This is a genomic window from Streptomyces naganishii JCM 4654, from assembly GCF_014650575.1.
In the GTDB taxonomy this organism is placed as follows: Bacteria; Actinomycetota; Actinomycetes; order Streptomycetales; family Streptomycetaceae; genus Streptomyces; species Streptomyces naganishii.
Genome location: NZ_BMVF01000003.1, coordinates 161,040 through 174,205 on the forward strand (window position 1 = coordinate 161,040; position 13,166 = coordinate 174,205).

At 73.9% G+C, this 13,166-nt stretch carries 13 protein-coding genes; 7 read left to right on the forward strand and 6 right to left on the reverse strand.

Translation table 11 applies throughout. From position 1 onward, the window contains the following. Positions 1-254 precede the first annotated feature (254 nt). The 5 genes from IE217_RS06160 to IE217_RS06180 all read left to right on the forward strand — a co-directional run bounded on the left by IE217_RS06160 (position 255) and on the right by IE217_RS06180 (position 3,740). A complete protein-coding gene (locus IE217_RS06160; protein ID WP_229865092.1) occupies positions 255-974 on the forward strand; it encodes a YhjD/YihY/BrkB family envelope integrity protein in 720 nt (239 codons plus the stop codon). Between the two features lie 94 nt (positions 975-1,068). After that, a complete protein-coding gene (locus tag IE217_RS06165; RefSeq protein WP_190176692.1) occupies positions 1,069-1,560 on the forward strand; it encodes a DUF1360 domain-containing protein in 492 nt (163 codons plus the stop codon). A gap of 123 nt (positions 1,561-1,683) precedes the next feature. Then, positions 1,684-2,676: a dihydroxyacetone kinase subunit DhaK gene (gene dhaK, locus IE217_RS06170; RefSeq protein WP_190176693.1), complete on the forward strand. Its 993-nt coding sequence runs from the start codon at positions 1,684-1,686 to the stop codon at positions 2,674-2,676. A 52-nt stretch (positions 2,677-2,728) separates the two neighbouring features. Then, positions 2,729-3,328 carry a dihydroxyacetone kinase subunit DhaL gene (dhaL, locus tag IE217_RS06175; protein ID WP_190176694.1) on the forward strand — a complete coding sequence of 200 codons (600 nt, stop codon included), beginning with the start codon at positions 2,729-2,731 and terminating at the stop codon, positions 3,326-3,328. Between the two features lies 1 nt (position 3,329). Further along, a complete protein-coding gene (locus IE217_RS06180) occupies positions 3,330-3,740 on the forward strand; it encodes a PTS-dependent dihydroxyacetone kinase phosphotransferase subunit DhaM (RefSeq protein WP_190176695.1) in 411 nt (136 codons plus the stop codon). Here IE217_RS06180 and IE217_RS06185 read toward each other — a convergent pair. Next, the gene (locus IE217_RS06185) at positions 3,725-4,495 is read right to left on the reverse strand and encodes a glycoside hydrolase family 75 protein (RefSeq protein ID WP_190177012.1); all 771 of its coding nucleotides are present in this window, start codon (positions 4,493-4,495) and stop codon (positions 3,725-3,727) included. The genes IE217_RS06180 and IE217_RS06185 overlap by 16 nt on opposite strands. 658 nt (positions 4,496-5,153) lie before the next feature. Between IE217_RS06185 and IE217_RS06190 the strand changes: the two genes are divergently transcribed. Continuing rightward, a complete protein-coding gene (locus IE217_RS06190; protein ID WP_190176696.1) occupies positions 5,154-5,696 on the forward strand; it encodes a hypothetical protein in 543 nt (180 codons plus the stop codon). A 32-nt stretch (positions 5,697-5,728) separates the two neighbouring features. Here IE217_RS06190 and IE217_RS06195 read toward each other — a convergent pair whose 3' ends face one another. The 3 genes from IE217_RS06195 to IE217_RS06205 form a co-directional block, all read right to left on the reverse strand. Further along, a complete protein-coding gene (locus tag IE217_RS06195) occupies positions 5,729-6,280 on the reverse strand; it encodes a PadR family transcriptional regulator (protein ID WP_190176697.1) in 552 nt (183 codons plus the stop codon). A 32-nt stretch (positions 6,281-6,312) separates the two neighbouring features. Beyond that, entirely contained in the window at positions 6,313-8,328 is a 2,016-nt protein-coding gene (locus tag IE217_RS06200; protein ID WP_190176698.1) for an NADPH-dependent 2,4-dienoyl-CoA reductase, read from the reverse strand. A gap of 117 nt (positions 8,329-8,445) precedes the next feature. Continuing rightward, entirely contained in the window at positions 8,446-8,817 is a 372-nt protein-coding gene (locus IE217_RS06205) for a hypothetical protein (protein ID WP_190176699.1), read from the reverse strand. A gap of 271 nt (positions 8,818-9,088) precedes the next feature. Here IE217_RS06205 and IE217_RS06210 point away from each other — a divergent pair, with 271 nt between their 5' ends. Further along, on the forward strand, positions 9,089-11,167 hold the full coding sequence (locus tag IE217_RS06210) for a SpoIIE family protein phosphatase (protein ID WP_190176700.1): 2,079 nt from the start codon (positions 9,089-9,091) through the stop codon (positions 11,165-11,167). Position 11,168: 1 nt separating this feature from the next. Here IE217_RS06210 and IE217_RS06215 read toward each other — a convergent pair whose 3' ends face one another. After that, the gene (locus IE217_RS06215; RefSeq protein WP_190176701.1) at positions 11,169-11,996 is read right to left on the reverse strand and encodes a putative protein N(5)-glutamine methyltransferase; all 828 of its coding nucleotides are present in this window, start codon (positions 11,994-11,996) and stop codon (positions 11,169-11,171) included. Between the two features lie 62 nt (positions 11,997-12,058). Further along, a complete protein-coding gene (locus IE217_RS06220; RefSeq protein WP_190176702.1) occupies positions 12,059-13,120 on the reverse strand; it encodes an ABC-2 transporter permease in 1,062 nt (353 codons plus the stop codon). Positions 13,121-13,166: the final 46 nt, after the last annotated feature.

Consider the following 13,166-nt stretch of genomic DNA (forward strand, 5'->3'; position numbering starts at 1 on the left):
CCGCGTGCCCGCGTGCGTACGGCCGGTGGGGCCGCGATGATGGTGCCAGGCCCTGTCGGCACCGCGCGCCGGCCGGCCGGGACCGGGAGAGGAGGCGCCGCCGCCATGCCACGTCCGGCCCCGTCCCGTCCCGCACGACGCGTGGACAGGCTTTTGCGGCGGCCGGGTTGAACACGCGTGAGTCCCGGCCCCGCCCGACGGGCAACGTGTCGTGGGCGGTTGAGCTCTACCGGCGCGGCAAGGACCTCGAACTCATGCACCGCGCCATGGGGTTCGCGACCCTGGTCCTGGTCACACTGGCCCCGCTGCTGATCGTCGTGGCGGCCGCGGACCCCCTGATCGGGGGCGGGTTCGCGCTGTGGCTGGTGGACGGCATGGACCTGTCCGGCAGGTCCGCTGAAGTGCTGTCGCAGGTCTTCAGCCCGCCGCGCAAGGTGGTGGGCGGCACCAGCGTGCTGGGCGGGGTGCTCCTGGCGGTGTTCGGCGTGGCCTTCGGCGGCAGCGTGCAGAACGCGTACGAGAGGGTGTGGCGGCTGCCGTCGGGGCCGTGGCACCGGATCTGGCGGCAGGCCGTCTGGCTGTGCGCGCTCATCGGCTACCTCTACGCGCAGGTGCAGACCCGCGCGGAGCTCGCCGGGACGTACCGGATGCTGATCAGCGTGGCGATCGGGGTGCTGTTCTTCTGGTGGGGGCAGCACTTCCTGCTCGGCCACCAGGTGCGGTGGCGGCTGCTGCTGCCGGGCGCCGTCGCCACCATGATCGGCCTGGTGGGGCTGCGCGCCTTCTCCTTCCTGGTGTTCACCCCGCTGATCGTGACCAACGCGGTCAGCTACGGCGCCATCGGCACCATCCTGGTGGTGGAGTCCTGGCTGATCGGCGCGGGCTTCGTCGTCTACGGCGGCGCGCTGGCCGGGCACCTCCTCTGCGACCGGGCCGGGCACCTGCTGGAGCATCCGGAGCCGCCGAGGGGCTGACCCGGCGGCCGGTCACGTGTGGCGGCGGCCCGGCGGGGCACTCGGGCCGCGCCCGCCGACCGGGCACGCGCGCAAGTGGACGAGGGAGGCTCTCATGGCGGCCGCAGAAGGGTCCTACGACGACAGGAACGAGGCGCCCCTGGCGGGGTACGCCGCGCTCGTGGCGACCTTCACGGCCGGCGTCGCCGTGTTCACGGCCACGGCCCGCCGCCAGGGCGTACGGCTGCCCGAGCGGGTGCCGCCGTGGGACGTGGCGCTGCTGGGCGTGGCGACGTTCAAGGCGTCCCGGCTGCTGTCCAAGGACAAGGTCACGAGCTTTCTGCGGGCGCCCTTCACCCGCCGTACGGAGGAGATCCCGGCCGGTGAGGTGATGGACGAGCCGCGCGGCAGCGGCGTCCAGCGCGCGATCGGCGACCTGGTGTCCTGCCCGTTCTGCGCCTCCGTGTGGGTGGCCGCGGCGCTGGTGGGCGGCTACGCCTGCGTGCCCCGGGCCGCCCGGCTGGTGTCGGCCGGGCTGACCGCGGTGACCGTGGCGGACTGGCTCCAGTACGCGTGGAGCTTCACGGAGCAGCGGGCCGGGGGCTGAGGGGCGGTCCCGGGAAGCCGCGGCGGCCGGGGCTCAGGTGCCGTACAGGTGACCTTCGCCGCCGCAGGGCCGATACTGCGGAGAGCGGATGGATGTACCGGCCGGGCTCACCTGGAGGCAGCCATGAAGATGCTCATCAACGTCGCCGAGACCGTGGTCGCGGACGCGCTGCGCGGTATGGCGGCCGCCCATCCCGAGCTGACCGTCGACGTGGAGAACAGGGTCGTCGTACGGCGGGACGCCCCCGTGGCGGGAAAGGTGGCCCTGGTCTCCGGCGGCGGTTCGGGGCACGAGCCGCTGCACGGCGGGTTCGTGGGTCCCGGGATGCTGTCGGCGGCCTGTCCCGGCGAGGTCTTCACCTCCCCGGTGCCGGACCAGATGCTGCGGGCGGCGGCCGCCGTGGACAGCGGGGCCGGCGTGCTGTTCGTCGTGAAGAACTACACCGGGGACGTGCTCAACTTCGACATGGCGGCCGAGCTCGCCGAGGACGAGGGCATCCAGGTCGCCAAGGTGCTGGTCAACGATGACGTGGCCGTCACCGACAGCCTCTACACGGCCGGCCGGCGCGGCACGGGCGCGACCCTGTTCGTGGAGAAGATCGCGGGCGCGGCGGCGGACGAGGGGCAGCCGCTGGAGCGGGTGGAGGCGATCGCCCGGCAGGTCAACGAGAGCTCCCGCAGCTTCGGCGTGGCGCTGAGCGCCTGCACCACCCCGGCCAAGGGCAGCCCCACCTTCGACCTGCCCCCCGGCGAGCTGGAGCTGGGCATCGGCATCCACGGCGAGCCGGGCCGGGAGCGGCGGCCGATGATGACCTCGGGCGAGATCGCCGACTTCGCGGTACACGCGATCCTGGAGGACATGCCCCCGCGCAACCCGGTGCTGCTGCTGGTCAACGGCATGGGCGCGACGCCGCTGCTGGAGCTGTACGGATTCAACGCCGAGGTGCACCGGGTCCTCGCCGAGCGCGGTGTGGCCATCGCCCGCACGCTCGTCGGCAACTACGTCACCTCCCTCGACATGGCGGGCGCCTCGGTCACCCTGTGCCAGGTCGACGAGGAGCTGCTGCGGCTGTGGGACGCGCCGGTGAACACGCCGGGCCTGCGCTGGGGCGCGTGAGCGCGAGCGTGTCCGCGGGACCCGACCGTACCTACCAAGCAAGGGAGACCCAGTGCTCGACGCCGACTTCTTCCGCCGTTGGATGACGGCGACCGCCGCGTTGGTCGACCGCGAGGCGGAACGGCTCACCGCCCTCGACTCGCCCATCGGGGACGCCGACCACGGCAGCAATCTGCAGCGCGGGTTCACGGCCGTGCGGACCGCGCTGGAGAAGGAGGCGCCGGACACGCCGGGCGCGACCCTGACCCTGGCCGGGCGCGTGCTGATCTCCACGGTGGGCGGCGCGTCCGGGCCGCTGTACGGGACGCTGCTGCGCCGCACCGGCAAGGCGCTCGGCGACGCCCCCGAGGTCGGCGAGGACCAGCTGGCCGAGGCGCTGCGCGCCGGGGTGGACGGCGTGATGACGCTGGGCGGGGCCGCGCCGGGCGACAAGACGATGGTGGACGCGCTGATGCCCGCGGTGGACGCGCTCGGCGACGGTTTCGCCGCCGCGCGCGCCGCCGCCGAGGAGGGCGCCGTGGCGACCACGCCGCTCCAGGCCCGCAAGGGGCGGGCGAGCTATCTGGGTGAGCGCAGCATCGGGCACCAGGACCCGGGCGCCACCTCGTCCGCGCTGCTGATCGCGGCCCTCGCCGAAGTGGCGGAGGCCTGAGGTGAGCGAGGAGAGGCTGGTCGGGATCGTGCTGGTGTCGCACAGCGCGGACGTCGCCGCGTCGGTGGCCGAGCTGGCGAAGGGGCTCGCGGGCGGCACGACGTCGGTGCCGGTGGCTCCGGCGGGCGGCAGGCCGGGCGGCGGGCTCGGCACCAGCGCCGAACTGGTCAGCGCGGCGGCCGCGTCCGTGGACCGCGGCGCAGGGGTGGCGGTCCTCACCGACCTCGGCAGCGCCGTGCTCACCGTCAAGGCGCTCCTCGCCGAGGGCGACGAACTGCCGGACAACACCCGCCTGGTGGACGCCCCCTTCGTCGAGGGCGCGGTGGCGGCGGTCGTCACGGCGGCCACGGGCGCCGGCCTCGACGCGGTGGAGGCCGCGGCGGTGGAGGCGTACGGCTACCGCAAGACCTGACGGCGCGTGCCCTGGGGCGGGGAGTAGCCCTGGCGCAGGGTGTCGTCCTGGGGCGGGGTGTCGTCCAGCAGGCGGCGGGCCAGGCGCTTGCCCAGGGCCACGGCGGCCGCGTGGTCCTCCAGGGCGTCGACGCGGGCGTGCTCGAACACGATGTACGTCACGCCCCAGCGGACGCCGCCGCCGTGCGGGTCGGCGGGGATGCCCAGGTGCCGGGCGGTGGCGTAGGACGCCTCGCCGATGACGTCGCGCGGACCGATGTCGCCGACGACGGCGTACTGCACCCGGCCCCGGTAGACGACGGCGGCGATGGAGCCGCCGCCCACGCCGTGCGCACCGGGGTCCCAGATCCGGCTGGGGGCGGGCAGGACGACATAGGGCAGGCGCTCGGCGTTCAGGCGGCGGCCGTCGGACTGCGTGTAGGCCGCGGCCGGGGAGAACTGCGGGTCGGTGCGGCCGTTGCAGCGGGCGGTGGGCCGTCCGTCGCAGTCGATGTCCATGTCGGCCTTCCAGAACACCGCGCCGCGCAGCCCGCAGACCGGGATGGTGGCACGCGCGCCCGCGTCGGGGCGGTAGCGGCCGCGGGAGACAGGACGGCAGTGGCGCATCCGGGCCAGCAGGTCGGCGGCGCGCACGGCGCGCTCGCTGCGCGCCGGCGGCTCCTCGCGGGGGCGGTGGGGCGCACTCGCGGCGGGCGGTGTCGTCGGGGCGAGCAGGGCAGCGCTCGCCGCGACGAGCGTCAGCGACTTCAGACGCACGATGAGGAACCCTCTCCTCGGGGACATGGACGGACATTCACCCCATACATCCCACAAGAGGTGAATTCGATCAGCATTCGATCGTGCGCCCACGTTAGGGGAACGGACGCCCCGCGCCCGGTAGGGCTCTCGCGGGGCCGGAGGCCGGGGCGCGTACCGGCCCGGCCTCCGGCGCATCCGCACGGCGCGGCACCAGCGACGACAGCGGTCCGCGCCTCGACGTGAACTCCGCGCGTTCCCACGGGAGTTCGGCCGGGAGGACCTTCAGCATACGTAACCGCCGGCGGTGGTCACCAACGCCCGGCCCTCTCGCCGCAACCCGGCCGCCGCGCCATATTGGTCCAGACCATTGCCGGGGCCCCTCACCGGAGCGCCGGACGGGCGGAGTGCGGGCGCCCGCACCGCCGTTGAGGGGGAGACGGACCTCGTGCCACGCGCCACCGCCCCCGTCCCGCCCCACGGCCACGTTCCCGGGCGTGTCGACGTGTCCCGGCTCAGCCCTTCGGCGGGCAACCCGCTGTGTTCACCCGAGCGGCCGCGCACCGGGTGCGGGCGGCCGGCGCAGGACATTGGCTGCCTCTTGAGGCAGCACGGGCGCTCCCCTATGTCCGGCGGCACCTGGGATGGACCGCCGACCGTGCCGCCGGAGGGCAGACCCATGCGCAACACTCAGCCACTGTTCCGCTCGGCCCCGGTCGCCGCGGTCGCGGCCGCGCTCGCGTGCGGTCTGGCCGCCCATCCGGCCGCGGCCGGACCGGGCATCTCGGTGAGCACCAGCGGCAGGACGGTGTCGGTGACGACCAGCGCCTGCACGCTCGTCGACGGCAGCTGGGGCACGGCGTCCCTGCTCACCAGCAGTCAGACGAGCTTCACCCAGGGCCGCCAGGTCGCGTTGACGGGGACGAAGGTGAGCCAGTCCGCCGCCTGGCAGAGCATCAGCCCGGGCACGTACACGGTGATCGTGGTGTGCGCCAACAACATCACGGCGGGCAGCCAGTCGGTGATCGTCTCCGGTTCCTCGACCCCGACGATCTCCGCGACGTCCAAGCCCGCCCCCTCGCGCGGTGTGATGGGCGGCGAGGGCGGCGGCACCAAGGACTACGGACCCCTGACCTTCGCGTTGGGCGGGTCGCTGGTCGCGGTCGCGATGATCGCCACGGGCTGGGTCCTGCGCCGCCGCTCCAAGCCGTACCGGCTCTGAGCCGCCCGTCCCCAGCCTGTGCCAGGGTCCGTTCAGGCGGTGGTGCCGTCCGCCAGCGCCTCGCATTCCGCGAGGGCGTGGGTGAGCCACTGGGTCCAGAAGGTCTCCAGATCGATGCCGGCGCGCAGCACCAGGTGCTGGAGGCGCTTGGCCGGGGTGTCCTCGCCCGGCGGGAAGTCGCGTTCCTCGATCGCGCGGTACTCCGCCAACTGCTTGCCGTGCAGCTCCAGATGGCGCCGCAGGTCGCTCTCCAGGCCCGCGGTGCCGACCACGGCCGCGGCGCGCAGCCGCAGCAGGAGGGCGTCGCGCTGCGGTTTCGGGTCCTGGGAGGCCGCCGTCCAGCGGGCCAGTTCGGCGCGGCCCGCGGGCAGGACCTCGTAGCTCTTCTTCTGCCCGCGGGCCGGCTGCTCGGCCGGCAGGGCCCGGATGAGGCCGTCGCCCTCCAGCTTCCCCAGCTCGCGGTAGATCTGCTGGTGCGTCGCCGACCAGAAGTAGCCGATCGACCGGTCGAAGCGGCGCGTCAGCTCGAGCCCCGACGACGGCTTCTCGAGCAGGGCGGTGAGGATCGCGTGCGGCAGGGACATGGCCTCATCCTAGGGACGCCCGGCGGGCGTCCCTAAAGGGCCGCCGCCAGCTCCGTGCCCTGCTTGACGGCGCGCTTGGCGTCCAGTTCGGCGGCGACGTCCGCGCCGCCGATCAGGTGCGCGGAGCGCCCGGCGGCGACCAGCTCCTCGTACAGGCCGCGGCGCGGCTCCTGGCCGGTGCACAGCACGATGGTGTCCACCTCCAGGACGGTGCTCTCGCCGTCCACGGTGATGTGCAGCCCCGCGTCGTCGATGCGGTCGTAGCGCACGCCCGGCACCATGGTCACGCCGCGGTGCTTGAGCTCGGTGCGGTGGATCCAGCCGGTGGTCTTGCCCAGTCCCGCGCCGACCTTGGTGGTCTTGCGCTGGAGCAGGTGGACGGCGCGCGGCGGGGCGGGCCGCTCGGGCGCGGCGAGTCCCCCGGGCGCGCGGTAGTCCATGTCGACGCCCCAGGCGCGGAAGTACGCCGCCGGGTCCTCGCTCGCCTTGTCGCCGCCGTCGGTCAGGTACTCGGCGACGTCGAAGCCGATGCCGCCGGCGCCGAGGACCGCCACCCGGTCGCCGACGGGCGCGCCGCCCTGGAGCACGTCGAGGTAGCCGACGACGCGCGGGTGGTCGACGCCGGGGATGTCGGGGGTGCGCGGGGTGACACCGGTGGCGACGACGACCTCGTCGTAGTCCTCCAGGTCGCCGGCCTCCACCCAGGTGTCCAGCCGTACGTCCACGCCGTGCGCGTCGAGCTGGTGGCGGAAGTAGCGCAGCGTCTCGTCGAACTCCTGCTTGCCGGGGACCTTGCGGGCGACGTTCAGCTGGCCGCCGATCTCGCCGGCGCCGTCGAACAGCGTGACCCGGTGGCCGCGTTCGGCCGCCGAGACCGCGCAGGCGAGGCCGGCGGGGCCCGCGCCGACGACCGCGACGCGCTTGACGCGGCGGGTCGGCGCGAGGACGAGTTCGGTCTCATGGCAGGCGCGCGGGTTGACCAGGCAGGAGGTGATCTGCCCGCTGAAGGTGTGGTCGAGGCAGGCCTGGTTGCAGCCGATGCAGGTGTTGATGGCCTCGGGGCGGCCGGCGGCGGCCTTGGCGACGAAGTCGGGGTCGGCGAGCATCGGGCGGGCCATGGAGACCATGTCGGCGTGACCCTCGGCGAGCAACCGCTCGGCGAGTTCGGGAGTGTTGATGCGGTTGGTGGTGACCAGCGGCACCGAGACCGCGCCCATGAGCTTCTTCGTCACCCAGGTGTAGGCGCCGCGCGGCACGGAGGTGGCGATGGTGGGGATGCGGGCCTCGTGCCAGCCGATGCCGGTGTTGATGATGGTCGCCCCGGCGGCCTCGACGGCCTTGGCCAGGGTGATCACCTCGTCCAGGGAGGAGCCGCCGGGCACCAGGTCCAGCATGGACAGCCGGTAGACGACGATGAAGTCCTCGCCGACCGCCTCGCGCACCCGGCGGACGATCTCGACCGGGAAGCGCATGCGGTTCTCGTACGAGCCGCCCCAGCGGTCGGTGCGGTGGTTGGTCGGCGCGGCGATGAACTCGTTGATGAGGTAGCCCTCGGAGCCCATGATCTCCACGCCGTCGTAGCCCGCCTGCCGGGCCAGGCGCGCGGTGCGCGCGTAGTCGTCGACGGTCCGCTCGACCTCGGCGTCGGTGAGCTCGCGGGGCACGCACGGGCTGATGGGCGCCTTCAGGGGGCTGGGGGCGACGAGGTCGCGGTGGTAGGCGTAGCGGCCGAAGTGGAGGATCTGCAGGGCGATCCGGCCGCCCTCGCGGTGCACGGCGTCGGTGACGAGCCGGTGCCGGGCGGCCTCCTCGTCGGTGGTGAGCTTCGCCCCGCCCTCGTAGGGCCGGCCCTCGTCGTTGGGGGCGATGCCGCCGGTGACGATGAGGCCCACTCCCCCGCGGGCCCGTTCGGCGTAGAACTCCGCCATCCGCTCGAAGCCCCGCTCGGCCTCCTCCAGGCCGACGTGCATGGAGCCCATCAGGACGCGGTTGGGCAGCGTGGTGAAGCCCAGGTCGAGCGGGCTCAGCAGGTGCGGGTAACGGCTCATGGGCCCCTCCGTGCGCGGTGTCGTCACCCGTAGTTGTAGAGGACGGAGGGACCTTTATGCAACTAGTTGCAAAACGTGCGGGCGCACCGGCACCTCACCCCGGCGGCGGTACGGCGCTCAGCGGCTTTCCAGCCGCACGTGCAGCTCCCGCTCCTGGTCGCCGGAGGCCGAGCTCATGTCCTGGACGGTGAACAGGGAGTCCAGCGTCGTACGGAACCGGTCGATCGCCCAGTAGCCGCCCTGCACGTCCGCCGTGACGGAGGCGCCAAGCCTGGCCGGGCCGCAGTCCCCGCCGTGGGCGTCGGCCACGTCGAAGGTGCCGAGCCACACCGTCGGCCGCACCTCGTGGTAGTCGCGGGGCACGTCCTGCTCGCACCGGTCCGACGAGAAGCACGCGCACAGGGCGTCGAACACCGTCCGGGCGTCCTCCTTGCTGCATCCGCTCAGCTCCACCGAGACGGACTCCGGGTGCCCTCGCTCGCTGTCCATGGTGATCGCTCCTTCCGGTACCGCAGGGGTCCCCCCGAAGCCGCGCCCCACCCTCACCCCTCAGCAAAGCACCGCTGCCCGCAAACGGCACCACCACCTGCGTCCTTTTCCCGGCGGCCCGTCCGGGCGACTCGGCGGGACGGGCGCCCCAGTGTTGAGAGATGGTGGAAGCAGCGCCGGACCGTCTCAAAAGAGCGTGCGGGCGCGGTACAACAGGGTGTGTCGGCACGAGGACGACGGGCCGCGCGGACGGGCGAAGGCGGTGCGTGGGATGACTGCAGCCGGGGCTCCCTCGACCGGGGGAGACGGGCCGGTGCGCGGACCGGTGCGGCCCAGCGGGCTGCTCGACGTGCTCGGCGTGGCCTCGGTGGTCCTCGACGCCCAGGGACGCGTCGTGCTCTGGAGCCCGCAGGCCGAGGAGCTGTTCGGCTACTCGGCGCAGGAGGCGCTGGGGCAGTACGCGGCACGGATCATGGTCCACGAGGAGTACCTGGACCTGGTGGTCAAGCTCTTCGCCGACGTGCTCCAGACCGGCCAGAGCTGGGCGGGGGCCTTCCCCATCCGCTGCAAGGACGGCAGCACCCGTCTGGTGGAGTTCCGCAACATGCGGCTCCTGGACGACCGGGGTGACGTGTACGCGCTCGGTCTCGCCGCCGACCAGTCGACCGTACGGCGGCTGGAGCGCGAGGTGGCCCTGTCGGCGCGGATCGTGTCGCAGTCCCCGATCGGGCTGGCCGTCCTGGACACCCGGCTGCGCTACGTCTCGGTCAACCCGGCCCTGGAGCGCATCAACGGGGTGCCGGCCGACGAGCACGTGGGGCGGACGATCCCCGAGGTGCTGCCCCAGGTCGACGCGGACGCCCTGGAGAGCGCGGCCCGGCGGGTGCTGGAGACCGGGCAGCCCCTCGTCGACGTCTTCGCCGTGGGCCGCACCCCCGCCGACCCGGACGAGGACCACGCCTGGACGGTCTCGCTGTACCGGCTGGAGGACGCGGCCGGCACGGTGCTGGGCGTGGCGGTGTCGATCGTGGACATCACCGAGCAGTACCGGGCGGGCATCGAGGCGGAGGCGGCACGCCGGCGCCTGGCGCTGATCGCGGACGCCTCCGCCCGGATCGGCACCACCCTGGACCTGGAACGCACGGCCCGCGAGCTGGCCGAGGTCGCCGTGCCCGAGCTGGCCGACGTGGCGGCGGTCGACCTGCTGGAGGCGGTCGTCGCGGGCCGGCGCAGCAGCCTGGGCCCGGCCGAACCAGCGGTCATCCGCGCCCTGGCCGTGCGCGCCGAGCACTCGGCGGACGCGCTGGAGGCGGCCGACCCTCCCGGTCAGATCGCCACCTACGGCCCGGACCGCCTGGTCACCGAGTGCGTGCGCACCGGACGCCCGGTCCTGGTGGCCCTGGTCAAGGACGAGGACCTGGCCAGGATCGCCCGCTCACCGGAGGCGGCCGTGCTGCTGGACCGGGTGGGCGTGCACTCGTATCTCGCCGTGCCGCTCATCGCGCGGGGCGAGGTCCTGGGGGCGCTGGACCTCAAGCGCACCCGCAACCCGCAGCCGTTCAGCGAGGACGACGTGCTGCTGGCCCGGGAGCTGGCGGCCCGTGCGGCGGTGCAGATCGACAACGCCCGCTGGTACCAGAACGCCCGCGACACCGCCCTCACACTGCAGCGCAGCCTGCTGCCCCGGCACCCGTCCGTCACGGGCGGCCTGGAGGTCGCCTCCCGCTACCAGCCGGCGGGCGCCACCACTGAGGTCGGCGGCGACTGGTTCGACGTGATCCCGCTGGAGGACGACAAGACGGCGCTGGTCGTCGGCGACGTCATGGGCAGCGGGATCAGCGCGGCGGCCACCATGGGGCGGCTGCGCACCGCGACCAAGGCGCTGGCCTCCCTCGACCTCGACCCGGCCCGGCTGCTGGAGCACCTGGACCGGATCACCGACGGCCTGGACCACTCCATCGCCACCTGCCTCTACGCCGTCCACGACCCCCGTACGCGGCAGTGCCGCATCGCCAACGCCGGCCACCTGCCGCCGGCCCGGATCCGCGTGGGCCGCCCGCCCGAGCTGCTGGACCTGCCGACCGGGGTCCCGCTGGGCGTGGGCGGCATCCCGTTCTCGACGACCACCTTCGACCTGGAGCCCGGCGACCAGCTGGTGCTCTACACCGACGGGCTGGTCGAGACCCGCCGCCACCCGCTGGACGAACGGCTCCAGACCCTCCTGACCCTGCTCGACGACCCGGCCCGCCCGCTGGAGGAGCTGTGCGACCTGCTCCTGCGCACCCTCCACCAGCCGGACAACCACGACGACGTGGCCCTGCTCGTGGCCCGCGCCCAGTCGGCACGCTGATTCAGGGCTTCGTGCCTGTCACGACGTGGGCGTACAGCTCCTCGCTGACGGCGAGGCGGGCGGTCAGGCCCGTGCCGGTGAAGGCGGCCAGGGCGGCCTGGGCCTGGTGCTCGCCGGTCTCCACCAGGAGGCAGCCGCCGGGGGCGAGCCACTCCGGGGCCTTCGCGGCGACCCGGCGCAGCACGTCGAGGCCGTCGGCGCCGCCGTCGAGGGCGACCAGTGGCTCGTGCTCCCGCGCCTCGGGCGGGAGGAGGCCGACCTCCGCGGTGGGAACGTAGGGGACGTTGGCCGCGAGGATGCCGACGCGGCCGCGCAGGGCCACCGGAAGCGCCGAGAACAGGTCGCCCTCGTGGACCCGGCCGCCCAGGGGCTCGACGTTGCGGCGGGCACAGCGCACCGCGACCGGGTCGATGTCGGCGGCGTGCAGTTCGACCGGACCGCCGAGCGCGGCGGCCAGCGCGGCCCCGACCGCGCCGGAGCCGCAGCACAGGTCCACCACGACCGACGCGTCCGGGACCTGGCCGAGCGCCTGATCGACCAGGAACTCGGTGCGGCGCCGGGGCACGAAGACCCCCGGCTCCACGGCGACACGCCGGCCGTGGAACTCCGCCCAGCCCAGGACGTGTTCGAGGGGCAGGCCCGTCGCGCGCCGGCCGACCAGGGCGGCGACCTCCTGCTCGGTGCGCGCGGTGGCGAGGATCAGCTCGGCCTCGTCCTCGGCGAACACACAGCCGGCCGCCCGCAGCGCCGTGACGGCGGCCTCCCGCGCCGACGGCGGGAACGGCACCGGCGCGACGGAGGAGGGCACGGGCGGAGGGGGTACGGGCATGCGGGCCGGGACCTTTCGGGAGCCACGCGGCCGTTCACGGCCGCGGCTCACCCTAACAACGCTCAGACGCCGACGGTCTCTTCGCTCTCCTCCTCGGCCTCGGCCCCGGCGTGCGTCCCCGGCGCGGTGACCGCCGCGGTCCTCTGGGCGGCGTGGCGCCCCACGGGGGTCCGCGTCCGCTCCCAGGCGGCGGCGAGCGCGGTGACCGCCAGGCCGAGCAGCAGCCACACCGCGAGCGTCCACACGCTGCGGCTCAGGCCGTCACCGCCGAAGTAGAGCAGGCCCCGGGCGCCCTCGACGAAGCCCGCGCCGTTCCAGAAGGCGTGCAGGGAGCCGAAGAAGCCGTTCTGCAGCTCGGGCCGGAACAGGCCGCCGGAACTGGTGAAGTTGAGCATCACGAAGAGCACCATCATGGTGAGCGTGGTCCACCGCTTGAGGAAGGTGTGCAGGCCCACGCCGAGGAAGAGGATGCCCGCGCAGTAGAGCCAGGCCATGCCCCACACACCGGCCAGATCGTGGGAGGCGAGATGGAAGACCGGTCCCGCGAGCAGCGCGCCGATGCCGCTCACCACGGCCGACACGCCGAGCGTGAGCAGGGCCCGGATCCGCATGGGAAGCGCGGCGCCCGCGGCTCCCAGGGCGGCCACGGAGGCGTAGGAGCCGATGCTCAGCGCGATGAGCAGGAAGAACAGGCCCTGGCCGGTGGGGTCGGAGGCGGTGGGCCGGGCCACGTCGGTCACCTTCAGCGGCAGGCCCTGCCGTGCGGCGACGGGCGTGAAGACCTTCTCCACGGCCGTGGCGCCCATGTCGGAGGCGGCGCTGGCGACCACGACCTCGGGGCCGCCTCCGTCCGGTACGTAAGCCCCGGTGATACGGCGGGACTTGAGCAGGTCCACCGCCTCGGAGCGGGTGGCGACGGTGCGGACGTCGAGCTTGTCGCCCGCCTCGTCCTTCACGGTCTGGGCGAACACCTTGGCCCGCGGTCCCTCGCCGACGACGGCCACGGGCAGGTGGTGCGGCTGCGGGGTGACGAACGCGCCCATGTACGCCAGCCCCATGCCCAGGCACATCAGCAGCGGGGTGATCAGGTGGGTGAGCACATGGCGCAGCGCGGGCGACCTCATCGCTCGTTCCCTCCAATGGTTGGCATATACAACTCGAAATTCAGTT

Bases quoted from the DNA above. Each gene is read 5' to 3' on its own strand.
- IE217_RS06160 (WP_229865092.1), top strand. From the start codon at position 255: ATGCACCGCGCCATGGGGTTCGCGACCCTGGTCCTGGTCACACTGGCC.
- IE217_RS06165 (WP_190176692.1), top strand. From the start codon at position 1,069: ATGGCGGCCGCAGAAGGGTCCTACGACGACAGGAACGAGGCGCCCCTG.
- dhaK (WP_190176693.1), top strand. From the start codon at position 1,684: ATGAAGATGCTCATCAACGTCGCCGAGACCGTGGTCGCGGACGCGCTG.
- IE217_RS06190 (WP_190176696.1), top strand. From the start codon at position 5,154: ATGCGCAACACTCAGCCACTGTTCCGCTCGGCCCCGGTCGCCGCGGTC.
- IE217_RS06195 (WP_190176697.1), bottom strand. From the start codon at position 6,280: ATGTCCCTGCCGCACGCGATCCTCACCGCCCTGCTCGAGAAGCCGTCG.
- IE217_RS06200 (WP_190176698.1), bottom strand. From the start codon at position 8,328: ATGAGCCGTTACCCGCACCTGCTGAGCCCGCTCGACCTGGGCTTCACC.
- IE217_RS06205 (WP_190176699.1), bottom strand. From the start codon at position 8,817: ATGGACAGCGAGCGAGGGCACCCGGAGTCCGTCTCGGTGGAGCTGAGC.
- IE217_RS06210 (WP_190176700.1), top strand. From the start codon at position 9,089: ATGACTGCAGCCGGGGCTCCCTCGACCGGGGGAGACGGGCCGGTGCGC.
- IE217_RS06215 (WP_190176701.1), bottom strand. From the start codon at position 11,996: ATGCCCGTACCCCCTCCGCCCGTGCCCTCCTCCGTCGCGCCGGTGCCG.
- IE217_RS06220 (WP_190176702.1), bottom strand. From the start codon at position 13,120: ATGAGGTCGCCCGCGCTGCGCCATGTGCTCACCCACCTGATCACCCCG.